Raw genomic sequence first — 21,740 nt, 5'->3', positions numbered from 1 at the left:
TCCGCTTTAAGCGGAAGATGAGGCCGCTTTTTGTCGATTGGCTCAGTCCGTTTTTTTCTTTTTTTTGCCGGTAAAATTAGTGACAGACTTCACATCTTCCACAACATCGTTGACGAATTCCATACTTTGGTTCTTTGCATGCATGGAGGCCGTTCCTTTATAGTTACCTTGATGGTTCTTGTTCTCCATTTCAGCTCACCTCCCATGGCGTTAGTATGGTTCAGCGGGCCTGGGGCCATGCAGGAGGCAACGTTTGCCGCAAAAACTTGCCGATCCGGCACTAGTGTGAGATCGGATTCAAGGGGCTTGAATCAAATTAACTTGAAACAAGCAGAAGCTGACATGGAGTCCATGCGCCATCCGAAAGGAGAGTGCAGCATGTATAACAACTTGAATATCTCCCGGAAAGGGATTGCAAAACGAAGCTTGTCCATAACCTGCGGAATTGCAGCTCTGCTGATCGCCGTCGGCTGTGCGGACAACTCCAAGGATGCACAAACCACGCCGCAGCCTTCCGCAGCGGTGGAGCAGAGCCGTAACACGGCGGACGATCCCGGCGCCAAAGGAGCCTTAAATGCAGGAATTCAGGCCGTCAAAGATACAAGCAGCCTGGAATTGACGATGGCGCTGAAGCAGGACATAACGGTGGATGGAGAGACATCCTCCATGACGATGAAAAATAGCGGAAGTGTTGTGCTGGAGCCGCTGGCGGTGAAACAGAAGACCGAAAACGATTATATGGGCGAAAAATCCGCCGTGGACTCCTACCTGACGTCCGATGGTTACTATATGTACGACCCCGCAGCCAAAGCCTGGAGCCGTATGCTTGCGGACGAGGTGCCTAAAATCAAAGCGACATTGTCCGATTTTCAAATTGCTCCGGCTAAGGAACTGGAACGGATCATGCCGTATGCGGAATCATTCCGCAGTTCGCTCTCGGATGGAAGCCTGGTGCTCGACTATAAAGGGAGCGGCTCGGACAAGGCTGCCGACGCTTTGGTCCGTAATCTTTTGCGCAGCACGATGGGCATTGACGATATGGAAGCCCGCGTCCGGGATTCCATAAAGGTGTCCAAGCTGGACTACCGCCTTGTGTTTGAGGAGAAAACCGGAATGCTGAAGCAGCTGGTCGCGGATGCCGAGATGACTATAGAATACGACCCCGGCAATCCTTCCACGCTGAAGCAGTCGCTTACGATTGATTACAGCAAATGGAACGAGGCCGAGCCCGTCATAGTGCCGGAGGAGGCGAAAAACGCTCCCGAGGTAATGCCTCTGGATCAAGGCTTGATTGACGCTCTCGGCGAAGAAGGGCTGGAGGAATTTAATCCTTAAGTTTAAGGTCAGGAATATCTTTCCTATGTATAAGAACATACATTCGTGCATATAATGAGTTATATACGAATGTATGTTCTTTTTTTTATTAGGAGAGGGGCTGGCGAAATGGATGTCGGCAAGTGGGTCGGGAGAAACGTCGAGCTGATTTACACCGATGCCGGGGGGCGGTTTACCCGCCGTCTGGTGCGGCTGCAGCGGGTTGATGGAAGCTCCGTGGCCGCTTATGATCTGCTCAAGCGCCAGCCCAGGACGTTTCGGCTGGAAGGCATTTTGGCTATTCAGCCGGCGAAAGACGGAACAACCGGGGGGCTTGGCTGAGCGATTTCTTTTTAAATCCGCCAAGGTCATGTATAATGGCTCCTAGATGATTCAGAGAATGTGAAGGAGTTGTTTCCATTGGCGCTCTCATGCGGCATCGTCGGTCTTCCGAACGTCGGAAAGTCGACGCTTTTTAATGCTATTACTCAGGCGGGAGCCGAATCCGCCAACTATCCGTTCTGTACAATCGATCCTAACGTCGGCGTCGTGGAAGTGCCGGACGAGCGGCTGGATAAATTGACTGAGCTTGTCGTACCGAAACAAACGGTTCCAACTGCGTTTGAGTTTGTCGATATCGCAGGTCTCGTCGCCGGAGCAAGCAGGGGCGAAGGGCTTGGCAACAAGTTTCTGGCTCATATCCGGGAAGTGGACGCGATCGTGCACGTTGTGCGCTGCTTCCAGGACGAGAATATTACCCACGTATCCGGCAAAGTGGATCCGCTGGGCGATATTCAGACGATTAACCTGGAGCTCATCCTGGCGGACATCGATTCCGTTGACCGTCGTATTGACCGCACCCGCAAAAACATGAAGGGCGGCAATAAACAGCATGCGCAGGAGCTGGAAGTGCTGGAGCGTCTGAAAGACGCGCTCTACAGTGACAAAGCTGCCCGCAGCGTTGAGCTTACCGACGAGGAGCGTATTCTGCTTCGCGATCTGCATTTGCTGACGATGAAGCCGGTTCTTTACGCGGCTAACGTTAGCGAGGATGAAGTTGCGGATGCGGAAGGCAACCCGTACGTGAAGCTGGTGCGCGAGTTCGCCGTGTCGGAGAACGCAGAGGTTGTGCCGATTAGCGCGAAGGTTGAATCTGAAATTGCCGAGCTTGAAGGCGAGGATAAGGAAATGTTCCTGCAAGAGCTCGGCATGCAGGAATCCGGCTTGAACCGCCTTATCAAAAGCGCGTACAAGCTGCTTGGCCTGTACACGTACTTCACGGCTGGCGTTCAAGAGGTTCGCGCCTGGACGATCCGCAAAGGCATGAAGGCGCCTCAGGCAGCCGGCGTCATCCATAGCGATTTCGAAAAAGGCTTTATCCGCGCCGAGGTTGTTGCTTACAACGATCTGGTTGCGGCGGGGTCGATGAACGTAGCCCGCGAGCGCGGCCAGCTGCGTCTCGAAGGCAAGGAATATATCGTGCAGGACGGCGACGTTATGCACTTCCGTTTTAACGTATAAGGACTCGCTGCTTGCATTGCAGGCGGCAAAAACACCCCGCAGAAGCTCCGGCTTTTGCGGGGTGTTTGCATGTTTTCGGTAACCTGTCGGATACCTGGAACGCGCAGAATTATGCCTAACCGCTTTCTAATCGCTCATAACCGTTTATGGAATGCCGTCATATATGGTATAATGAAAGGCAGGACATTTTTGTGGACTATGCTGAACTTAATTTTATACAGGGGTGAAGTCAGGTGTTAGACCGTTTACAGGCGCTTGCCGACCGGTATGATAAGCTGAGCGAGCTGCTGTGCGATCCTGATGTAGCCAGCGATCCTAAGCGGCTGCGCGATCTTTCTAAGGAGCAGTCGGATCTGCAGGGCGCATATGATGCTTATTCGGAATATAAGGTAGCGCACGCTCAGTACGAGGACGCCAAGGCGATGCAGGCAGAGAAGCTCGATGATGAGATGCGCGAGATGGTTAAAATGGAGCTGGAGGAGCTGAGCGTCCGGCTGAAGGAGCTGGAGGAAGAGATTCGTGTCCTGCTGCTTCCGAAAGATCCGAATGACGACAAAAACGTCATCGTTGAGATTCGCGGCGCCGCTGGCGGCGACGAGGCCGCGCTGTTTGCGTCGGATCTGTACCGCATGTACACCCGCTACTCGGAGGCTCAGGGCTGGCGCGTGGAGCTGATGGACGCGAGCGAGAGCGATCTCGGCGGGTTTAAAGAGGTTATTTTCAAGGTGTCAGGCAAGGGCGCTTACAGCAAGCTGAAGTTTGAGAGCGGCGCGCATCGCGTGCAGCGCATTCCGGTAACGGAATCCGGCGGCCGCATCCATACGTCGACATCGACGGTTGCGGTTATGCCGGAAGTGGAGGAAGTCGAGGTCGAGATTCTCGACAAAGACATCCGCGTGGATACGTTCTGCTCCAGCGGCGCGGGCGGGCAATCCGTCAACACGACAAAGTCCGCCGTGCGCGTAACGCATGTGCCAACGGGCATCGTGGCGACCTGTCAGGACGGCAAGTCGCAGAATGAGAATAAAGCGAAGGCGCTGCAGGTTCTTCGCGCCCGTATTTATGACATTCATCGCCAGGAAGAAGAAGCCAAAATTGCGGGAGACCGCAGAAGCAAGGTTGGCACGGGCGACCGCAGCGAACGCATCCGCACGTACAACTTCCCGCAAAGCCGCGTGACGGATCACCGCATCGGCCTAACGCTGCACCGGCTGGATACCATTATGAACGGCGACATGAACGAGATCGTCAATTCCTTGTCTCTGGCGGAGCAGGCTGAGATGCTGGAGAAGGAAAACCTGGCTTAAACGGGTATAGAAGAAACATTGGGCTTAAATTGCTACAGATGAAACACTTTGCGTAAATCTATAGCTTGATTTCAGAAAGCTTCTCCCGAAAGGGCGGGGCTTTTTGTGTAGGAGAGGGGTAAATCGCATGGACATCGGTGGACAAAAGAGCGGCGAGGCTTATCGTCCGCCTGCGGGATTATCGCTGAGTGAGGCGCGGCGGCATGCTGCCGCATACCTTCATGAGCGCGGAGTTGAAGAGGCCGAGGATAACGTTTCTCTGCTGCTTCAGCATGTGCTGGGCATGAGCCGCGCCGAATTGATGCTTGGCGCGCGCGAAGGCTTCCCGGCGGATAGGGCAGCAGCCTGGTCGGAGGCGGTCAGCCGCAAAGGCAGGGGGGAACCGGCGCAATATATTGCCGGAGAGCAGTGGTTTTACGGCCGGCCTTTTGCCGTATCGCCGGCTGTTCTTATTCCGCGCCCGGAAACGGAGCTGCTCGTTGAGGCGGTGCTGAAAGCGGCCGACCGGCTGTGGCCGTCTGCTGCGAGTAGCGAGGACGCGGCGCAGCAGGCGGGCCATGCCGCTGGCGGCGGCTTGGAAGCCGTAGCTTTTTCTAGCGGCCATGCTGCGGAGTCCGCGCAGGTTGGCGGCCCGGCGGATGCGCCGCTTGTCCTCGATGTCGGCACGGGCAGCGGAGCGATTGCGCTGACGCTGGCGGCGGAGCGTCCCCGGTGGCGGGTATACGCCTCCGATCTGTCGCCGGCGGCGCTTGCTGCGGCGCGCGCCAATGCGGAGCGGCTGCATGCGCCGGTGCGGGCTTTTGCGGAAGGGGACCTGTTGGCCCCCTTCCTGGCGGCGGGCGGCGGGGAGTATGCCGGGCTGGAGCTGGACATTCTTGTGTCCAACCCGCCCTATATTCCCGCCGGAGACTTGCCCGGCCTGCAGCGCGAGGTGCGCGACTATGAGCCGCTCCTTGCGCTTGACGGCGGAGCGGACGGGCTCGACCCGTACCGCCGGATGGCGGAGCAGCTGCGTGAATTGAAGCGGCTGCCGTCTATTGTTGCTTTTGAGCTGGGCATCGGGCAAGCCGCCGAGGTGGCCCGGCTGCTTGAGGCATTCGGCCACTGGAACGATATTTCCGTCGTGACCGATTATGGCGGCATCGACCGCCATGTGGTGGCGGTGCGCACCGGTTCCGGGCACGCTTAGAGCAGAAGCAGAAGCAGAAGCAGAAGCAGAAGCAGAAGCAGAAGCAGAAGCAGAAGCAGAAGCAGAAGCAGAAGCAGAAGCAGAAGCAGAAGCAAGAGCAGGAGCAGGAGCAGAGGTAGAAGCAGAACTAGCAATCAAGCCCGAGGAGTGTCACGAGACGAAAACCGGAGCGGGTTCTCTCCGGTTTACTTATCGCGAAACTTTAACGCAACTCACAAACGTTATTCGGCTTTTTTGCGCCCGTTTGAGCGGCTAACGCAACTGAGAAGCGTTATAGTGTGATTTGGCGGGCTTTTCGGCGTTAAATTGCCTAAATAAGGCCGCTCAGTTGCGTTACGTTTCAGAAAGTGACCAATTTCATCCAATAAGCTCTTACAGTTGCGTTAGAAGTCTGGTGAAAAAAGAGCTCAGTCTAAAATAGTACGAAACCTGCGCCAGAAGCGACATACCTGCAAGATGTTAGAGATAGGGTCAGACCGTCGCCACGAGCCAGTAACAAACTAGAATTGAACCGTCGCCATGAGCCAGTAACAAACTAGAATTGAAATGAGCCCGGCGCTAGAGCGACGAGCCAGCAATAAGCTAGAATTAGGATGAACCATGCGCCAACTGCGACGAGCCAGCTACAAGCTAAAGCCACCTCGACCGCCAGCCTTCGAGCAGCAGCATCAGGCCAGATCCCATCATACCGCGCCGCTACCGCCCGCGCGGTAGCTTGTTTGCGTAGCGGCTGCGCAGCTCCGTCAGCACGTCCAGCCGCTTCAGGACGGCTTCTTTTTGCAGCAGGCCGATGCTCAAAATGAGCTGCTCGATGAGCAGCAGCGGCGCGGTCATGGAGTGGAACTCCCCGAGCTCGCCCCGGCTAACCCAGAAGGAATTGCGCACGGGATGGCCGTACCGCAGCTCCTCACGGTCCGTCAGCATCGCGCCCGGACAGCCCGTGCGGCCGATACAATCCAGAATCACTTCCGTCTCCGGAAGCATCCTCGTAAAACAGAATAGCAAAACGGCGTCGTCGCTTTGCAGCTGGGCCAGCGATTCCAGCAGCTCGTGGCCGCTCCCGGCCATCAGCTGTACCGTTAGGCCGAAGCGCCCCAGCCGGAACGAGAGCAGCTCGCCCAGCGCCCGGGAAGGCCCGGGGGCATGGACATAGATCCGGCGGGCCGCCGTCATGAAACGAGCCGTCTCCTCCAGCTCTTCCGGCCGCAGCTCGCGTGCGGTGAGCTCCAAATGCGCGCTCGTCTGCTCCAGCATGCGAGCCGGGAGGCTGGCGGGATCGAGCCCGGCAATTGTCGTCTCCAGCTTAAGCGAAGGCGTCGCATCCGCTGCGCCGCGCAGCTTGGCTTTGAACGCTTTCATATTGTCGTAACCGACCGTGCGCCAGAAGCGGGATACGGTAGCAATGCTAACTCCGATGCGGTCCGCGATTTCCTGCTCCGTCAAAAACAGAACCTCTTCCGGATTCCTCTCAACGAAGTCGGCCAGCCTCTGCTGGCTTGGCGTAAACAGGCTTTTGTCTCCAAACAGAACCATTTTCCCCATGCCCTCGCTTTGTATTAAAGGTAGTCCTCAGTATATCATTCCATGCTTAGTTTTGTAAGAAAAATTACATAAACAAACTGATCTAATAAAAATTACACTTTGTTGACAAAACAACGGCTTTCTTTTAATACAAAACCTTTAGGATGAAAGAAATCCGCTCTGGGAGGTTGTCCGATGAAAAGCAAAGCCGACCGCTATACGCTTACCTCTTCACAGAAAATGATGATTTTTGTGCTCTCGATGTCGCTCTACGGGTTGTCCAACATGTTTACGGAGCTAATTCCGAAGCTGCAGCTCGGTCCGATTGAGCTGTCCGTGGAATACTTCGCCTTCATCCCGCTGACGCTCTGTATTCTGTTCCATCCGTTATATGCAGCCATCGGCGCCGCGCTTGGTGAAGTTATTTTCGGCGAGCTGATGCTGGGACAGTTCGGCGGTCTCGGCGAGCTGGAAAAATTCCTTACGTTCTCCTTCGCGATGTTTGTAGCCGGTTCGATGGTTCGAGATCCGCGCAGCAGGCTGCAGGTCGGAACGGCTGCGATGACGGGAGTAGTCATTCATCAGCTGTGCAGCAGTCTGGTCGATATCGGAAAAGTCTGGATTGGCGTGGAAGAGTTCGAAGCGGTTCCCGGCTTGGCCGAAAGCGTTGTGCTTGTAGAAGGAGTCGGTTTCCTCAACGATGTGCTGTTCTCCGGCATTCTGTTCGCGCTGCTGCCAACCCTTTATCTGGTGCCTCGTCTGCATGGCAAAATCGAACCGCTGCTTGGCATGAAGCCTCGCGAACGGCGGATGCGTCCTGAAACGGATCGCCGCCGCGTGGCCGTGCTGGCAATCGTCGGAGTTGTGCTTGGACTGATCGCTTTTGGCGCGGAGTCATTGTCCGAAAGCGGATTTGAGTGGGGCTCATGGGACAGCGGTCTTGCCGACCATCTTGGCGATGGAGCAATCTGGGTGAGCATCGGAGCCGCTGTTCTGGTCAGTGCTCTTGTACTTGCGGTCGTTATGCTGCGCAAAAAAACAGCGGCGGATCAGAGCGGAGAATTGCCTCATGGTTAAATCAAGGCTGCTCTCAGCGGCAAATCGGCTTTTCCGGCCCAAGGCAGAAACGCCGCAGTCCGGAAAGCCTCGACAACTAGAATCTGCCGGTTTCGGCGGGAGGGCAGCAGACAGGAAAAGCGCAGAAACGGCCGAATCCGCCGAAATTTCCGAAACGGCCGAATCCGCCGAAATTTCCTCAACGGATCAACAAGCCGCTCCGCTGGCCGTTGATGTGCGGGGCGTCCGGTTTACTTACCCCGGCGGCGACCGCCAGGTGTTGGATGGCGCTTCGCTGCAGCTCAAAGCCGGGAGCTTTACCGCCGTCATCGGCGGCAACGGCAGCGGCAAATCGACGCTGTGCAAGCTTTTTAACGGACTGATCCCCCATTATTACTCCGGCGACTTTGAAGGCGAGGTCTGGATTGAAGGAAGGAATGCCGCAGTGCGCTCCGTGGCGGAGCTGTCGCGGCAGGTCGGTTATGTGTATCAGGATTTCGACAATCAGCTGGTGCGCCCGACCGTTTTGGACGAAGCCTGTTTTGCGCCGCTCAATTACGGCCTGAAGGAGTACCGCAGCATGGGGCGGCAAGCGCTGGAGCAATGCGGCCTGCTGCATCTGCAGGACCGTTTTATATGGGAGCTGAGCGGCGGACAGCGGCATCTGCTCGCCATTGCCGGGGCGCTGTCGATGCAGCCCGCCATTCTGGTCGTCGACGAGCCGGTGTCGCAGCTCGATCCAAGCCATGCGCGCCAGGTGTATGAGCTGCTGAGCCGCCTGCACCGCGAACAGGGCATAACGATCGTAGTTATCGAGCATCACGCCGAATTTATTGCCGACTACTGCACCGAGGCTTGCCTAATGGATGCAGGCAAAATGCGCTGGCTGCTGCCCGTGCCGCAAGCGTTGAACCGGCTGGACGAGCTGGCGGCGCTTGGCATTCAGCCGCCGGAAGTGACGCAGGCTGCGGCGCGGCTGAACGAAAGGCTGACGGAGAGCGGGAGCGGCCTAATGGCGGGCGTTCCCGATGAAAATGACGGGAACCAAGCAACGAGGCTCCCCATTACGCTGGAAGAAGCGGAGCGCTGTTTGAGCAGTTTGCTCGCCGCTGCAGCCGCTGCTCCGGCATCGGCTGGATTAGCTCCCGCAAATCCGGCGACGACATGGCAAGCTTTTGCCGACTCCCGGCCGCTTAACGAAGGACTCGTGAAGGCTGATCGTACTGGATCGGCACGATCCGCACCTGATCTTCCAACTTCAACAAACCCGGTAGAGCATCTGCAATCGCCGGATAACACCCCGCCCGGTCCAGCCTTGCTTGAGCTCAGCAAAATTTCTCTGTCCTATGGCACGCAGCGCAATGGCCGCCGCACCATTTTGGACGGAATCAGCTTGAGCTTGCATGCAGGGGAGCGGGTGGCGGTCGTAGGCGGCAACGGTGCGGGCAAGTCCTCGCTGCTTAAGGCGGCAGCTGGCATCGTCCGCCCGGATGCGGGAGAGCTTTTCCTGCAAAACGGCTCTGCTTCCGGCGTCCCGCTTGAGCAAATGTCGGAGCAGGTCGGATATGTGTTCCAAAACCCGGAGGATATGTTCATCGATGACTGCGTAAGCAAAGAGGTGTCCTATGCGCTTACCCGCCGTAAAGTGCCGGATGCCGAGCTGCGGCTGCATGAAATGCTGCAGGCGTTCCGGCTTCAGGAGCTGGCCGAGCGGGACGCCCGCCTGCTAAGCGGAGGGCAGCAGCGCCGCTGCTCGCTCGCAATCGGAGCCGCCATGCGTCCGGCTGTCATGCTGCTGGATGAGCCGACCGCTAATCTCGATATGGCGACGCGCGAGGATTTGCTCCGCACGCTGCAGGCGTTGAGCTCCCATGTGAGCGCGGTTGTTGTGGCGACCCACGATATGGGTCTGGTGCGGGAGTGGGCGTCAAGGGTGATCGTGCTGAACGGCGGCCGGATTGCCGCCGACGGACCGCCGGAGAAAGTGTTCGCCGACCGTGAGCTTATGGCCCGGGCGGGCCTCACGCTGACCGGCCTTATGGAGCTGACGGATCGGCTCGGTTTTGGCGAAAGGCTGGCGAGGCCGACCCCTGTCAGCCTTGCCGCAGAAATGATGCGTCTCATCAACAGCGGACTAACCCGGGAAAAGGAGGAGCCACGTCATGCAGATTGCCCGCAGATGGCTTGAGCGGCTGTCGCTGGAAAGCTTTCAGACCCAGCTGATGGGGATGGTTTACGGCAGCGGCCATGCGGTTTTATCGCGGCTTGATCCTCGTTGTATGCTGATCTGGTATTTATTTTTCGCCGTCGCTCCTTGGTTTATATCCAGTCTGACGGTGCTCGCGGGCATGTTTTTGCTGCTTGCCGTGGCGACCGTGCTGTCCCGGGCTGCGCCGTTTATTCTGTTTATCCTTTGCCTTGGCCTCATCGGCCAGGTTGGCTGGCTGTTCCTGCTGTCCCTCTTTTTCGGCGGAGACGCCGAGTCGGCGCTGCCTTTGCTTAAGCTGACGCTTAAGCTCAGCGTGGTTTCACTGGCGAGCATTACCGTATTTTCCGGGATGGACCCTGAGCGGATCAGCGACGGTTTGCTGGCGCTTGGCATGCCGGCGGCATTTTCCTTCAGCCTTTCTTACGGCTACAGGATTCTTCCCGTTCTGCTGGAGGAGTTCCGCAGCGTGCTTCTGTCCTACCGTCTGCGCGGCAAAGCGCCGGCCCCCGGCCGATTCCGTTACATTAGGCTGGCCGTTTATTATCTCAAACTGCTCGTGCTTTCCTTTTACCCGTTAATGCTGGCGACAGCAAAACGCTCCCGGACGACGGTGGAGGCGCTGGAGGTGCGGGGGTTCTCCTACGGAATGAAAAATCCGGCCTCGCGGCGGCTGAAGCTGGAGCATCTGCGGACGACGTGGCGCGACGGTGTTTTTCTCGGGGGCACGGCGGCTTACGTCTCGCTGCTGTTTTGGCTGGGATAGAGGAAGGTTTGACCGGCCCGTATCGTTATCAATACTACCGCCATGCATGGCGATTCATAGGAGTGAACCACGGATGCGCATTGATCTTCATACTCACGCCAAGCTTTCCAAAGCGACCGAATTCTCTGAAGCGTACTACCGCCAAATGCTTGAGGAGGCGGCTGCTGCCGGGCTGACCGCTCTGGCGCTTACGGAGCATTTTAACACCCGGAACTTCAAAGACGTTTATGCGGGGCTGGACCGGATGTTTCCCTATAACGGCCATGTGTACGAGGCCAACGGGCTGAGCCTGTTTCCAGGGATGGAGGTCGATATCCGCGAGAAGGGCCATATTCTGCTGATCGGATCCAGGGACGAGGTGCTGGAGCTGAGGGAGAGGCTGGACCTGTATACGGAAAAAGGGCGCTTCATTTCGTTTGATCTGCTCATGGATTTTGCTGACGACTATCCTTTGCTCAAAATCGGCGCGCATCCGTTCCGCGAGAGCAATCCTCTGCTCGGCTTGTCCCGGGAGCAGCTGTCCCGTCTGGACGCCTTTGATCTGAACGCCAAGGATGTGTACCGTTACGGGCTGGAGGTTAACCGGGAGCAGGTAGAGCAGCTGGCGCGCGAGCTTGGCAAACCGGTAACCGGAGGCAGCGATACGCATCAATGCCTGCAGTTCGGCAGCGTATGGAACGAGCTGGAGCGTGAGGCCAGAACGGCGGCGGAGCTGAAAGGGGCGCTGCTTCGCGGCGAGCATAACGTGTTCGTTTCGGATGATCTGGAGCTGAGAGTAAAGGCTGCTGTTATGCTGAAAAAACTGATGAAAAAGCTTGCCGTTCTGGAGGGGGAACTCGTTCCGGCTGCAGCTGGCGAGGATGACGAAATGCCTGTAAACGGGCTGAATACCCGGCGTGCAGGCACAACTCTAGAAGTTTAGTAAAAGAGAGCGGATCCAACGATCGAGCCTGAAGTTAACGGCGGTCGGAGGGCCGCTCTTTTGGCATCGGACAATCTCTCACCGCATTCTAGCATTCAATCCAAAATAATAGAGTAGGGGCGTTTAAAAGAGCGGGGAGCGGACATACTGAGGATAGAAAGCGTTCCGGAACGCAAGCGGCGGTACCGACGGGTGCCCGAGAGGAGCTTGTGTCATGCTTGGATCATCCTATTCTTCCGTTTCTTATTCCTATGTTTCCGTCGGTTCCGCGTCTTCCGCTGTTCGCCGCCCTTATTCCGCTGCTCCGCATGTTTACCGTATGCCGTTCCGCATGTCGTATCTTTATCTGCTCGTCTGCCTGGCCGTGCTCGTCATGAGCTGGGAGTCGGCGCGCAACGATGCGGCCATCGCTCAAGGTGAAATTCCGAACGAAGCGATTCGTCTGCGCATTCTCGCCAATTCCGATTCTGCAGTTGACCAAGCGACTAAACGCGTCGTCCGCGACGCAATCGTGGCCGAGATGAACAGCTGGGCGAACGAGGCTCAAACGATTGAAGAAGCGCGTATCGTCATTCAGTCCCGGATGGGCGAAATTGAAGCGGTCGTAGCGGAGCGCCTGCAAGCGCGCGGCTTCAGCTATGGCTTTAAGGCAGAGCTGGGCATGGCCGAATTCCCGACCAAGGTGTACGGAGAAAAAGTATATCCGGCCGGGGATTACGAGGCGCTGCGGATTACGCTGGGAGAAGGCAAAGGTCAAAACTGGTGGTGCGTGCTGTTCCCACCGCTCTGTTTTGTGGATTCGGCGACCGGTGAAGCGGTGCCGAAGGCGGAAGCGGCTGCGGCTTCCGGGGACGGAGCGGCGGTTCAAGCATCGGCAGCCGTTGATGGCGGCGCGAAGGACAAGGCTGGTGCTGCTGAAGCAGGCCAAGCGCCGGAGGCGAAGTTTTTTATCTGGGAGCTGATCGAGTCTCTGCTCGGTTTCCTCCGCGGCTTGTTCGCTTAAACGGCACAGGGATAGGGAAGGAAGAGCAGGATAGTGCAAATTTATCCGGCATAAACAAGCGACCTCGGTCCGGCAGCGTCTTTTGCGCAGCCGGACATTTGTTTTGCAGGCAAAGGGTTTCCCGATACCGCTGCGAGCATGTTTGATCGCTGCTGGTAACGGCTGCCCGGGAAAGGGCTTGGTGTCGCTGCGGGCGAAGGGGTATACTGGAGGTACGTATGCAAGCAAGGTTACTTGAATGAAATACTAGTCATAGAAGGATTGAAGTTCAGCATGAATGTGAATCAAGCGAACAATTATCATACCCGGGCATGGCCGGACGGGCCGGGCCAAGGGCTGACCGAGGGCGATATTCGCGAGGCAGGAGCGCTGCTTGCAGCGGGCGGGACGGTGGCGTTTCCTACGGAAACGGTATACGGGCTAGGAGCCGACGCAAGGCGGACAGACGCTGTGGAGCAGGTGTTTGCGGCAAAAGGCAGACCGTCGGACAATCCGCTTATTGTGCATATTGCGGATCTGTTCCAGCTGGAAGGACTCGTCTCGGGGCTGAACGAAACGGAGCGGAGACTGGCCGGGCTGTTCTGGCCCGGACCGTTCACAATGGTTCTGCCGGCAGTGCCGGGAGCCGTTTCGCCGCGTGTCACGGCCGGGTTGGATACGGTTGCGGTGCGCATGCCGGATCACGAGCTGGCGCTGAGCCTTATCCGCGCAGCCGGCTGTCCGGTGGCAGCTCCTAGCGCCAACCGCTCCGGCAGGCCGAGCCCAACGACGGCGCGGCATGTGCTGGATGATTTGGAAGGGCGCATCGCCGGAGTTGTCGACGGCGGTCCGACCGGCGTCGGCTTGGAGTCAACGGTAGCGGAATGCGCCGGACCGGGGCTTGTGCGCATTTTGCGCCCCGGGGGAGTGACGCCGGAGCAGCTGCGCGCGGCAGGCTTTGAGGTGGAGCTGGAAGCGGTGGACTCGCTTGTCGCAACGTCGCCGCCGCAGGAGCCGTACCCGGCAGCCGCTGCCTCAGCTGTAATGAGGGCAAATGAGCAACTGGCGCCGCGTTCGCCCGGCATGAAGTACGCGCATTACGCGCCGCGCGGAGAGATGCGCCTCGTCGCAGGGCCAAGCGCTGCTGTGCGCTCGCATATCCAGGCGGCCGCCGATGAGGCCGGCCGCGCGGGACTGCGCACCGGCATTCTTGCCTACGACGAGACGGCAGGCGGTTACAGCGCAGACATTGTGCTCCCCTGCGGTTCTCTGGAACGGCTGGAAACGGCGGCCCAATCGCTGTACGCCGTGTTGAGGGAATTCGATGAGCGGGGCGCCGAAATCATTTGGGCAGAGGCGTGCCCGCCGGACGGAATCGGCCTCGCGCTGCTCAACCGCTTGTCCAAAGCGGCCGGAGGCAATATCGACCGGGTCGGCTGACCGACCAAAGAGGACAATCATAATCATCCCCCTTGTCCGCATAGGCTGGATAGAACAAGCCATCGGAGTAAGGGGAGATTGCGGACATGTTGGAAGCTACTCTGCATGAGGGGCAGCTGCTCACGCTATTAATTATGGCTTTGGCGCTTGGCATGGATGCTTTCTCGCTCGGCGTAGGGATCGGAATGAGGGGCATCCGGCTGCTGGATGTGCTCAAGCTGAGCGCCGTCATTGCATTGTTTCATGTGATTATGCCGCTGCTTGGCATTGTTGCCGGCCAGTACATGAGCCTGCTGCTCGGACATGTAGCTGCTCTGATGGCAGGGCTGCTGCTCATTCTGCTCGGCGGACATATGCTGCTCGCCTCGCTGCGGGGTGAAAGCGATACGCCGTCGTTTGCCGATCACCGGACGACGGGCGGGTTAATGTTGTTTGCTCTCAGCGTAAGTGTTGACTCTTTCTCGGTCGGTATTTCGCTTGGCATGTTTGCCGCCGATGTGCTCATGACCCTATTGTTTTTTGGCTTGGCCGGAGGGCTGATGTCTGTGCTCGGCTTGCTGGCCGGGCGGCGCATCGGACGGAGCCTGGGCAGCTACGGGGAAGCGGCGGGAGGCGCAATTTTATTGACCTTCGGCATTCTGTTTCTGCTTTAGGGCCAGCGTGCCCGGCAGGAGCTGGGAGGGCCGCGGGCTGAAAGGAGGTCGTTGGCAAGATGAAGGTTTCGAACATACTGTTTGTCTGCACGGGCAACACATGCCGCTCGCCAATGGCGGAGGCGATTTTGCGGGATGCCGCCAGAACGCAGGGGCTGCCGCTTGAGGTGCGTTCCGCCGGCGTGTCCGCAGCTAGCGGCAGTCCGGTATCCCGTCATGCCCGCCAGGTGCTGGAGAACAGCGGCATCCGTCATGAAGGCTCATCTTCGCCGGTCAGCGGCGAGCTGATCCGCTGGGCGGATCTAATTTTGACGATGACCGCATCGCATAAATCGGCGCTGCTCCGTTATTTTCCGGAAGCGGCGGACAAGATCCACACCTTGCTCGACTATGCCGCTGGCGACCGGCTCGCCGAGCTGGACCGGCTGCGCAGCGAGCTGGAGCTGCAGCGCTCGCTCGGCAGGGGACTGGCAGAAGCGGAGCTGCGCAGGCTCCGCGAGCTTGAGGCCGGACTTCGTTCCAGTGATATCGCCGACCCGTTTGGCGGATCGTACGACATTTATGAGGCCAGCGCGCAGCAGATCCGCGAGGCGGTCCATTCCGTGCTGGCAAGGCTGCGTTAACCCTTTTAAAGCTGCGCCAAATATGTGCTCGCTTAGCTTAAAGAGCAAGCTCTCCCCGGCGCTTTGCTTCCCGCATTTTGGACGGTTGACAGCAGGCTTTAACGTAAGCTATCATGGGGGCAAGTAAGAAGGATTCCGGTGTAACTGGCGACGAAGTGGGACTAACCACGATGGAGCATCGGAACATACGGCCGGTCGCCTGGGCAGAGAGCATGTGCGCGTTTTTTTGCGTGCACGGCTCTCTTTTCGTTTTTTTAACACTCTCTTGAGGGAGCCGTACTCGTCTAAAAGGGGTTTAATTCGGTATAATAGGACACGTACGTCCAAGACCGGGAGGCGGGTATCATGGGAAGTGAAGCAATGTCGCCGGAGTCAATATCGGCTGGCGTAGAGTCGCTGATCCTTGAGCTGGCGGCGGGAGGCAGGCTTCTGCCGGGACAGCTGCTTGTGTTTGGCGTCAGCACGAGCGAGGTGCTGGGACAGCGGATCGGCACCTCGGGCAGCGAAGGGGCAGCGGCGGCGATTTTTGCCGGCATGCAGCGGGCGCGCGCCGATATCGGCTTCGTACCTGTGTTCCAGTGCTGCGAGCATCTGAACCGGGCGCTCGTTCTGGAGCGCGCTGCGGCAGATCGATACGGGCTGGAGCCGGTGCATGCCGTTCCGGTGCCGGGCGCGGGCGGTTCCATGGCTTCGCATGCCTTCAGGCATCTCGAAGAGGCAATACTGGTGGAGTCGGTTCAAGCGAACGCAGGCATCGACATCGGCGAGACGCTGATCGGCATGCACTTGAAGCGGGTTGCGGTTCCGGTGCGTCCGACTTTGCGGACAATCGGCGAGGCGAGAGTGACGATGGCATTTACCCGCCCTAAGCTGATCGGCGGACCGCGCGCAGTTTACGAGCTGCCGGGTGCGCAAGCGGCGGACGGCGGCAGCTGTGATTAATCCTGTCGGACAAAATTTTAATAGTTTATTTTAATTAGGGAGGACTTGAACGATTATGGAACAACTTCGCAAACAAGACCCTGAAGTGTTGAAAGCATTAGGACTGGAACTGCAGCGCCAGCGCGACAACATCGAGCTGATCGCGTCCGAGAATATCGTGAGCGAGGCCGTGCTGGAAGCGATGGGCAGCGTACTGACGAACAAATATGCCGAAGGTTATCCGAGCAAACGGTTCTACGGCGGCTGCGAGCATGTGGACATCGTTGAAGACATCGCCCGCGAGCGTGCAAAGGAATTGTTCGGAGCGGAGCATGCCAACGTGCAGCCGCACTCCGGCGCCCAAGCTAACATGGCGGTATATCTTGCGGCTCTTCAACCAGGCGACACCGTGCTTGGCATGAACCTGGCCCACGGCGGCCACCTTACGCACGGCAGCCCGGTCAACGCTTCGGGCCTCCTTTACAACTTTGTCGCCTACGGCGTGCAAGAAGACAGCTTCACGATCAACTACGACGACCTTCGTAAAGCGGCGTTTAAACATCGTCCGCGCATGATCGTTGCCGGAGCGAGCGCGTACCCGCGCATCATCGATTTCGAAAAAATCGGCCAAATCGCCAAGGACGTTGGCGCGCTGTTTTTCGTTGATATGGCGCATATCGCCGGTCTCGTAGCGGCAGGGCTGCACCCGAACCCGGTTCCGCACGCTCACTTTGTAACGACGACGACGCACAAAACGCTGCGCGGACCGCGCGGCGGCCTGATTTTGACGACGAAAGCATGGGCAGCCGCAATCGACAAGGCTGTATTCCCGGGCTCCCAAGGCGGCCCTCTGATGCACATCATCGCGGCCAAAGCGGTCGCTTTCGGCGAAGCGCTCAAGCCTGAGTTCAAAACCTACGCCCAAAATGTCGTAAGCAACGCCAAAGTGCTGTCCGAGGAGCTGAGTGCCCGCGGCCACAACATCGTTTCCGGCGGTACCGACAACCACCTGATGCTGCTTGATACGCGCGGCCTCGGCATTACAGGCAAAGATGCGGAGCATGTGCTTGACTCCGTAGGCATCACGGTCAACAAAAACGCGATTCCGTTTGACCCGACGAGCCCGTTCATTACGAGCGGCATCCGTATCGGTACGCCTGCGGCAACGACTCGCGGCATGAACGCGGAAGATATGCGCACGATTGCCGAAGTCATTGATATGACGCTGCGCAACCCGAAAGATGCGGCCGTGCTTGAAAAAGCCGAAGGACTTGTGCGCGAGCTGACCGCTCGTTACCCGCTCTATCCGGAAATGAAGTATTAAGCCGCTGCCAAAGCATGCGGATTAACGGTTATACGGCCCCTGCGGCTGCCGCTTTGGCGGCAGCGCAGGGGCTTTGCCGCGCATAAGAGCCCGGCTGAGCGCCCGGCTGCCAGCGTCTGTGACGATGCTTGATGCGCCGCCCGGTAGGTAATGCTATAATAGGTTGGCAAATTCAAGTGAAAACCCAGGAGGGCAACCCCCATGAGCAATCTGGTCGTCTGTGACCATCCACTCATTCAGCACAAGCTGACGTTTATCCGCGATAAGGACACCAAAACAAAAGATTTCCGCGAGCTTGTCGACGAGGTCGCAACCTTGATGGCATACGAGATTACGCGCGATATGCCGCTCGATACGATTACCGTGGAAACACCAGTCGCTACCGCAAAATCCAAAGTGCTGTCCGGGCGCATGCTCGGCATCGTGCCGATTCTGCGCGCGGGCCTTGGCATGGTGGACGGCATACTTAAGCTGATCCCTGCCGCGAAGGTAGGCCACATCGGACTTTCCAGAGATCATGAAACGTTGCAGCCAACCGAATATTACATTAATCTTCCGACTGACGCGACGGAGCGCCTGCTGATCGTTGTTGACCCAATGCTTGCTACGGGCGGCTCGGCAAATGCTGCCATCGACTCGTTGAAGAAACGCGGTTGCACCCAAATCAAGCTGATGGTGCTGATTGCTTCGCCTGAGGGCGTCAGCGCTGTGCAGCAAGCGCATCCCGACGTGGATATCTATGCGGCTGCCGTTGACGAAAAGCTGGACGAAAGAGGTTATATTATCCCGGGATTGGGAGATGCCGGAGACCGGATGTTCGGCACGAAATAAGGCGCTGCGCGCCTGCCGGACATAGGAAGAGCCGAATAACTCAAGTTAGGGGAGTAAACATTTGGACAAGCTTAAAGTAATGACGATTTTCGGAACCCGTCCGGAAGCGGTCAAAATGGCGCCGCTCGTGCTGGAGCTGCAAAAGCATCCGGAGCAGATCGAATCGATCGTTTGCGTAACGGCGCAGCATCGTCAGATGCTCGATCAAGTTTTGGAATTGTTCCGCATCCAGCCCGATTACGATCTCAATGTCATGAAGGACCGCCAGACGCTGACTGAAACGACGGTCAGAGTGCTGGAGGGGCTGGAGCCGGTGCTGCGCGAGGCTGCTCCGGATATCGTTCTTGTGCACGGCGATACCCAAACAACTTTCCTGGCGAGCTATGCTTCGTTCCTGCAGCAGATTCAGGTCGGCCACGTGGAGGCGGGACTGCGCACCTGGAACAAAATGTCTCCGTACCCGGAAGAGATGAACCGCCAGCTTGCCGGCGTTCTTTCTGATGTCCATTTTGCTCCAACCGGCTGGTCGGCGAACAATCTTCGCAAGGAGAACAAATCAGATTCAACGATCTATGTGACGGGGAATACGGCAACCGACGTGTTCCAGTACACGGTTGATCCTGCCTTTACTCATCCGATGCTGGAATGGGCTGCAGGGCGCCGCCTGATTCTGATGACTGCGCACCGCCGGGAATCGCTCGGAGAGCCGCATCGCAACATTTTCCGCGCGGTCAGACGCATTGCGGATGAGTTTGATGATATCGCCATCGTGTATGCCGTCCATCCGAACCCGGCTGTCCGTGAGCCTGCCCAGGAGATTCTTGGCGATCATCCGAACATTCAGCTGATCGAGCCGCTGGATGTGTTCGAGTTCCACAATTTTTATCCGCATGCATACATGATTCTTACCGATTCCGGCGGCATGCAGGAGGAAGCGCCTTCTTTTGGCGTGCCTACTCTTGTGCTTCGCGATACGACGGAAAGACCGGAGGGCATCGAGGCCGGAACGCTGGAGCTGGTCGGCACCGACGAGACTCGCGTATACGACCGGACGCGCGCTTTGCTTACCGACAGGGGAACGTATGAGCGGATGAGCCAGGCTGCGAATCCATACGGAGACGGGGCCGCTTCCGAGCGGATCGTGCAGGCGATCCTTCATCATTTCGGAAGAGGAGAAAGACCGGAAGAGTTCACACAACGTTCATAGTTTAACGGGGAGGGGCGGTAAGTCCAATAACGACACAGCATACAGTTCTACTGTATGGTTTGGATAGCCGCCAAATCCCGTTATTTCAAGGTTTTTTATCACAAGTTCCTGGAAAGTTTGCTACGATCAAAATTGACAAACCTTCGAAGGCTTGGATAAAATAATGAAGGTTGATTGGAGACAATCCATGACCAAACAAAGCAAGGGAGATAACCCGCTGAAGGCGCTTGCGTTTGTCGGCGTTCTCGGAATCGATGTGGCCATCTGCACGTTGATCGGCTACTGGCTGGGAGCAACATTTGGAGAAACTCCGGGATGGATCATCGCGGGGGTTTTGACAGGGCTTGCAGCTGGAATTGTTTCGGTTGTCTTCATTGTAAAAAAGGTTTTGGGGGACAGCAATGAATGAAGTGCTCAAGGTGACCAAGTCAGCCGTTCTGCTGCTTTTTGCCATCTGTTTGCTGCTCTGGGCTTTTGTTCCGGAATGGCGCACGGTTGCCGCAGGCTGCATGCTTGGCATCGCTGCAGGATCGTTCAACACCTTCCTCCTGCGCAGGCGAGTGGAATGGATCGGCGTCATGGCTCAAGGGGACAACCCCCGGCGGGCAGGCACGGGAATGGCCGGAAGACTTGCGATGGTGCTGCTTGCCGTCATGATTGCTTACCGTTTTCCCGATCAAGTGAACCTTCCAGCTACGCTGGCTTCATGTTTTGCGGTGCCTTTTGTCATACTGGTATGCGCTTTCTTCACGCTTCGCAAACAACGCAGTGGAAAGGGGTGAAACATAAGGTATGCATGAATTTCCCATATTGAAATGGAACGGGCTCAATATCGACCTCTCGGCTGTTATTGCGATTCTCGTATCCGCCATTGTGACCTTTGTCTTGGTTAAAGTGCTGACGCGGAATTTGTCGGTAGCCAATCCTTCAAGGGCGCAAAACTTCATGGAATGGGCAGTGGATTTCGTTCATTCGACAATCGCCAGCGCCATGCCGCTGAACCGGGTTCGCCCGTTTCTAAGTCTTGGACTAACGCTGATTCTGTTCATTTTCATCTCCAACCTGCTCGGTCTTCCGTTTGGTATCATTACGGATATCCATGAGCCGATGTTCGGCATTACAGCCGAATATCTCGCTAGTCATGGCGGGGCGGCGCACGTTGCATGGTGGAAGTCGCCAACGGCGGATCTGTCCGTTACGGCTGGTCTGGCGTTAATCGTGCTCGTTATTGTCCACTTCCTGGGCATCAAGATGAACACGAAGCATTATTTCCAGCATTATTTCAAGCCTTACCCGATCTTCTTCCCGCTTAACCTGATCGAGACGATTGCGAAGCCGGTCACGCTGGCTCTCCGTCTTTTCGCCAACATTTTTGCGGGCGAGGTTCTGATTGCGACGATTCTGATGCTGGGCTGGGTCGGTATTCCGTTCCTGGCAGTGTGGCAAGGCTTCAGTATTTTCGTCGGCGCTATCCAAGCGTTCCTCTTTACGATTCTTACGATGGTTTACATTTCGCAAGCCGCCATTCACGACGAAGACGGCGCGCACTAGATCCGCAGCAGTTCGTGCTGAACCGAAGCAGTCCGCTGGTTCGTTCGGTGTTTCAAATATCCCATTAAACTACCCAATTTAGAGGAGGATTTTAAACAATGGAAGTATTGGCAGCAGCTATCGCAGTTGGTCTGGGCGCAGTAGGCGCAGGCGTAGGTAACGGTCTGATCGTAAGCAAAACAGTAGAAGGTATCTCCCGTCAGCCGGAAGCGGCAAGCAAGCTTCAAACGACGATGTTTATCGGCGTAGGTATCGTAGAGGTTGTGCCAATTATCGGCGTAGTTATCGGCTTCCTCGCCTTCTTCAGCGCTTAATATCCGTTACACATTGACCTAGTTCGAATGGCGGGGAAGGCCTAATTGCCCTCCACGCCATCGTTTTAATTGAGTGCAACTGCATGTGAAAG

At 57.2% G+C, this 21,740-nt stretch carries 24 protein-coding genes and 1 riboswitch; of the genes, 22 read left to right on the top strand and 2 right to left on the bottom strand.

Annotation, left to right across the window (positions count from 1 at the left end):
* Nucleotides 1-42: 42 nt before the first annotated feature.
* Complete coding sequence (locus M3223_RS09625) at nt 43-189, bottom strand: hypothetical protein (protein ID WP_251561090.1); 147 nt, start codon at nt 187-189, stop codon at nt 43-45.
* A gap of 189 nt (nt 190-378) precedes the next feature.
* Here M3223_RS09625 and M3223_RS09620 point away from each other — a divergent pair, with 189 nt between their 5' ends.
* From M3223_RS09620 to M3223_RS09595, 6 genes are all read left to right on the top strand, one after another.
* The gene (locus M3223_RS09620) at nt 379-1,335 is read left to right on the top strand and encodes a DUF6612 family protein (protein WP_251561089.1); all 957 of its coding nucleotides are present in this window, start codon (nt 379-381) and stop codon (nt 1,333-1,335) included.
* A gap of 108 nt (nt 1,336-1,443) precedes the next feature.
* Nucleotides 1,444-1,656 (top strand): WYL domain-containing protein, encoded by a 213-nt coding sequence (locus M3223_RS09615; RefSeq protein ID WP_251561088.1) that lies wholly within the window; start codon nt 1,444-1,446, stop codon nt 1,654-1,656.
* A 78-nt stretch (nt 1,657-1,734) separates the two neighbouring features.
* Entirely contained in the window at nt 1,735-2,835 is a 1,101-nt protein-coding gene (gene ychF, locus M3223_RS09610; protein ID WP_251561087.1) for a redox-regulated ATPase YchF, read from the top strand.
* Between the two features lie 233 nt (nt 2,836-3,068).
* Nucleotides 3,069-4,142 carry a peptide chain release factor 1 gene (gene prfA, locus M3223_RS09605; protein WP_251561086.1) on the top strand — a complete coding sequence of 358 codons (1,074 nt, stop codon included), beginning with the start codon at nt 3,069-3,071 and terminating at the stop codon, nt 4,140-4,142.
* Between the two features lie 127 nt (nt 4,143-4,269).
* Nucleotides 4,270-5,331, top strand: a complete 1,062-nt coding sequence (prmC, locus tag M3223_RS09600; RefSeq protein WP_251561085.1) for a peptide chain release factor N(5)-glutamine methyltransferase — start codon at nt 4,270-4,272, stop codon at nt 5,329-5,331.
* The gene (locus M3223_RS09595; RefSeq protein WP_251561084.1) at nt 5,294-5,587 is read left to right on the top strand and encodes a hypothetical protein; all 294 of its coding nucleotides are present in this window, start codon (nt 5,294-5,296) and stop codon (nt 5,585-5,587) included. The genes prmC and M3223_RS09595 overlap by 38 nt, the downstream gene beginning before the upstream one ends.
* 440 nt (nt 5,588-6,027) lie before the next feature.
* On the opposite strand, the gene M3223_RS09590 is transcribed toward M3223_RS09595, so the two are convergent.
* On the bottom strand, nt 6,028-6,864 hold the full coding sequence (locus M3223_RS09590) for a MurR/RpiR family transcriptional regulator (RefSeq protein WP_251561083.1): 837 nt from the start codon (nt 6,862-6,864) through the stop codon (nt 6,028-6,030).
* 183 nt (nt 6,865-7,047) lie between these two features.
* Here M3223_RS09590 and M3223_RS09585 point away from each other — a divergent pair, with 183 nt between their 5' ends.
* The 16 genes from M3223_RS09585 (at nt 7,048) to atpE (ending at nt 21,648) form a co-directional block, all read left to right on the top strand.
* Nucleotides 7,048-7,929 carry a cell division protein FtsQ gene (locus M3223_RS09585; protein WP_251561082.1) on the top strand — a complete coding sequence of 294 codons (882 nt, stop codon included), beginning with the start codon at nt 7,048-7,050 and terminating at the stop codon, nt 7,927-7,929.
* The gene (locus tag M3223_RS09580; protein ID WP_251561081.1) at nt 7,922-10,096 is read left to right on the top strand and encodes an ABC transporter ATP-binding protein; all 2,175 of its coding nucleotides are present in this window, start codon (nt 7,922-7,924) and stop codon (nt 10,094-10,096) included. Before M3223_RS09585 ends, M3223_RS09580 begins: the two co-directional genes overlap by 8 nt.
* A complete protein-coding gene (locus M3223_RS09575) occupies nt 10,071-10,880 on the top strand; it encodes an energy-coupling factor transporter transmembrane component T family protein (protein WP_251561080.1) in 810 nt (269 codons plus the stop codon). The genes M3223_RS09580 and M3223_RS09575 overlap by 26 nt, the downstream gene beginning before the upstream one ends.
* Nucleotides 10,881-10,953: 73 nt before the next feature.
* Nucleotides 10,954-11,802, top strand: coding sequence for a PHP-associated domain-containing protein (locus M3223_RS09570; protein ID WP_251561079.1), 849 nt, complete (start codon nt 10,954-10,956; stop codon nt 11,800-11,802).
* Nucleotides 11,803-12,016: 214 nt separating this feature from the next.
* Nucleotides 12,017-12,805 (top strand): stage II sporulation protein R, encoded by a 789-nt coding sequence (spoIIR, locus tag M3223_RS09565; protein WP_251561078.1) that lies wholly within the window; start codon nt 12,017-12,019, stop codon nt 12,803-12,805.
* 273 nt (nt 12,806-13,078) lie between these two features.
* On the top strand, nt 13,079-14,224 hold the full coding sequence (locus tag M3223_RS09560) for an L-threonylcarbamoyladenylate synthase (RefSeq protein ID WP_251561077.1): 1,146 nt from the start codon (nt 13,079-13,081) through the stop codon (nt 14,222-14,224).
* A gap of 86 nt (nt 14,225-14,310) precedes the next feature.
* Nucleotides 14,311-14,877 carry a manganese efflux pump MntP gene (locus M3223_RS09555; RefSeq protein WP_251561076.1) on the top strand — a complete coding sequence of 189 codons (567 nt, stop codon included), beginning with the start codon at nt 14,311-14,313 and terminating at the stop codon, nt 14,875-14,877.
* A gap of 59 nt (nt 14,878-14,936) precedes the next feature.
* A complete protein-coding gene (locus M3223_RS09550) occupies nt 14,937-15,500 on the top strand; it encodes a low molecular weight protein arginine phosphatase (RefSeq protein ID WP_251561075.1) in 564 nt (187 codons plus the stop codon).
* 130 nt (nt 15,501-15,630) lie between these two features.
* Nucleotides 15,631-15,712: riboswitch (ZMP/ZTP riboswitch) on the top strand.
* A 133-nt stretch (nt 15,713-15,845) separates the two neighbouring features.
* Complete coding sequence (locus M3223_RS09545) at nt 15,846-16,442, top strand: TIGR01440 family protein (protein WP_251561074.1); 597 nt, start codon at nt 15,846-15,848, stop codon at nt 16,440-16,442.
* 55 nt (nt 16,443-16,497) lie between these two features.
* The gene (gene glyA, locus M3223_RS09540) at nt 16,498-17,745 is read left to right on the top strand and encodes a serine hydroxymethyltransferase (protein WP_251561073.1); all 1,248 of its coding nucleotides are present in this window, start codon (nt 16,498-16,500) and stop codon (nt 17,743-17,745) included.
* 201 nt (nt 17,746-17,946) lie between these two features.
* A complete protein-coding gene (gene upp, locus M3223_RS09535) occupies nt 17,947-18,576 on the top strand; it encodes a uracil phosphoribosyltransferase (RefSeq protein WP_251561072.1) in 630 nt (209 codons plus the stop codon).
* A 61-nt stretch (nt 18,577-18,637) separates the two neighbouring features.
* On the top strand, nt 18,638-19,783 hold the full coding sequence (wecB, locus tag M3223_RS09530) for a non-hydrolyzing UDP-N-acetylglucosamine 2-epimerase (RefSeq protein ID WP_285891212.1): 1,146 nt from the start codon (nt 18,638-18,640) through the stop codon (nt 19,781-19,783).
* A 187-nt stretch (nt 19,784-19,970) separates the two neighbouring features.
* Nucleotides 19,971-20,192 (top strand): AtpZ/AtpI family protein, encoded by a 222-nt coding sequence (locus M3223_RS09525; protein WP_251561071.1) that lies wholly within the window; start codon nt 19,971-19,973, stop codon nt 20,190-20,192.
* On the top strand, nt 20,185-20,565 hold the full coding sequence (locus M3223_RS09520; RefSeq protein WP_251561070.1) for an ATP synthase subunit I: 381 nt from the start codon (nt 20,185-20,187) through the stop codon (nt 20,563-20,565). Before M3223_RS09525 ends, M3223_RS09520 begins: the two co-directional genes overlap by 8 nt.
* A gap of 10 nt (nt 20,566-20,575) precedes the next feature.
* The gene (gene atpB / locus M3223_RS09515; protein ID WP_251561069.1) at nt 20,576-21,334 is read left to right on the top strand and encodes a F0F1 ATP synthase subunit A; all 759 of its coding nucleotides are present in this window, start codon (nt 20,576-20,578) and stop codon (nt 21,332-21,334) included.
* Nucleotides 21,335-21,432: 98 nt separating this feature from the next.
* On the top strand, nt 21,433-21,648 hold the full coding sequence (gene atpE, locus M3223_RS09510) for a F0F1 ATP synthase subunit C (protein WP_251561068.1): 216 nt from the start codon (nt 21,433-21,435) through the stop codon (nt 21,646-21,648).
* The last annotated feature ends 92 nt before the right edge of the window (nt 21,649-21,740 follow it).

Origin of the sequence: Paenibacillus pasadenensis (assembly GCF_023715725.1) — a bacterium.
Taxonomy (GTDB): domain Bacteria; phylum Bacillota; class Bacilli; order Paenibacillales; family Paenibacillaceae; genus Paenibacillus_O; species Paenibacillus_O pasadenensis_A.
The sequence above is the reverse complement of the archived record's forward strand: the minus strand, read 5'-3'. Positions and strand labels throughout refer to the sequence as shown.

Excerpts from the sequence above, each read along its gene's own strand:
- M3223_RS09625 (WP_251561090.1), bottom strand. The coding sequence starts at position 189 with ATGGAGAACAAGAACCATCAAGGTAACTATAAAGGAACGGCCTCCATG.
- M3223_RS09620 (WP_251561089.1), top strand. The coding sequence starts at position 379 with ATGTATAACAACTTGAATATCTCCCGGAAAGGGATTGCAAAACGAAGC.
- M3223_RS09615 (WP_251561088.1), top strand. The coding sequence starts at position 1,444 with ATGGATGTCGGCAAGTGGGTCGGGAGAAACGTCGAGCTGATTTACACC.
- prmC (WP_251561085.1), top strand. The coding sequence starts at position 4,270 with ATGGACATCGGTGGACAAAAGAGCGGCGAGGCTTATCGTCCGCCTGCG.
- M3223_RS09595 (WP_251561084.1), top strand. The coding sequence starts at position 5,294 with ATGTGGTGGCGGTGCGCACCGGTTCCGGGCACGCTTAGAGCAGAAGCA.
- M3223_RS09590 (WP_251561083.1), bottom strand. The coding sequence starts at position 6,864 with ATGGTTCTGTTTGGAGACAAAAGCCTGTTTACGCCAAGCCAGCAGAGG.
- M3223_RS09585 (WP_251561082.1), top strand. The coding sequence starts at position 7,048 with ATGAAAAGCAAAGCCGACCGCTATACGCTTACCTCTTCACAGAAAATG.
- M3223_RS09580 (WP_251561081.1), top strand. The coding sequence starts at position 7,922 with ATGGTTAAATCAAGGCTGCTCTCAGCGGCAAATCGGCTTTTCCGGCCC.
- M3223_RS09575 (WP_251561080.1), top strand. The coding sequence starts at position 10,071 with ATGCAGATTGCCCGCAGATGGCTTGAGCGGCTGTCGCTGGAAAGCTTT.
- M3223_RS09570 (WP_251561079.1), top strand. The coding sequence starts at position 10,954 with ATGCGCATTGATCTTCATACTCACGCCAAGCTTTCCAAAGCGACCGAA.
- spoIIR (WP_251561078.1), top strand. The coding sequence starts at position 12,017 with ATGCTTGGATCATCCTATTCTTCCGTTTCTTATTCCTATGTTTCCGTC.
- M3223_RS09560 (WP_251561077.1), top strand. The coding sequence starts at position 13,079 with ATGAATGTGAATCAAGCGAACAATTATCATACCCGGGCATGGCCGGAC.
- M3223_RS09555 (WP_251561076.1), top strand. The coding sequence starts at position 14,311 with ATGTTGGAAGCTACTCTGCATGAGGGGCAGCTGCTCACGCTATTAATT.
- M3223_RS09550 (WP_251561075.1), top strand. The coding sequence starts at position 14,937 with ATGAAGGTTTCGAACATACTGTTTGTCTGCACGGGCAACACATGCCGC.
- M3223_RS09545 (WP_251561074.1), top strand. The coding sequence starts at position 15,846 with ATGGGAAGTGAAGCAATGTCGCCGGAGTCAATATCGGCTGGCGTAGAG.
- glyA (WP_251561073.1), top strand. The coding sequence starts at position 16,498 with ATGGAACAACTTCGCAAACAAGACCCTGAAGTGTTGAAAGCATTAGGA.
- upp (WP_251561072.1), top strand. The coding sequence starts at position 17,947 with ATGAGCAATCTGGTCGTCTGTGACCATCCACTCATTCAGCACAAGCTG.
- M3223_RS09525 (WP_251561071.1), top strand. The coding sequence starts at position 19,971 with ATGACCAAACAAAGCAAGGGAGATAACCCGCTGAAGGCGCTTGCGTTT.
- M3223_RS09520 (WP_251561070.1), top strand. The coding sequence starts at position 20,185 with ATGAATGAAGTGCTCAAGGTGACCAAGTCAGCCGTTCTGCTGCTTTTT.
- atpB (WP_251561069.1), top strand. The coding sequence starts at position 20,576 with ATGCATGAATTTCCCATATTGAAATGGAACGGGCTCAATATCGACCTC.
- atpE (WP_251561068.1), top strand. The coding sequence starts at position 21,433 with ATGGAAGTATTGGCAGCAGCTATCGCAGTTGGTCTGGGCGCAGTAGGC.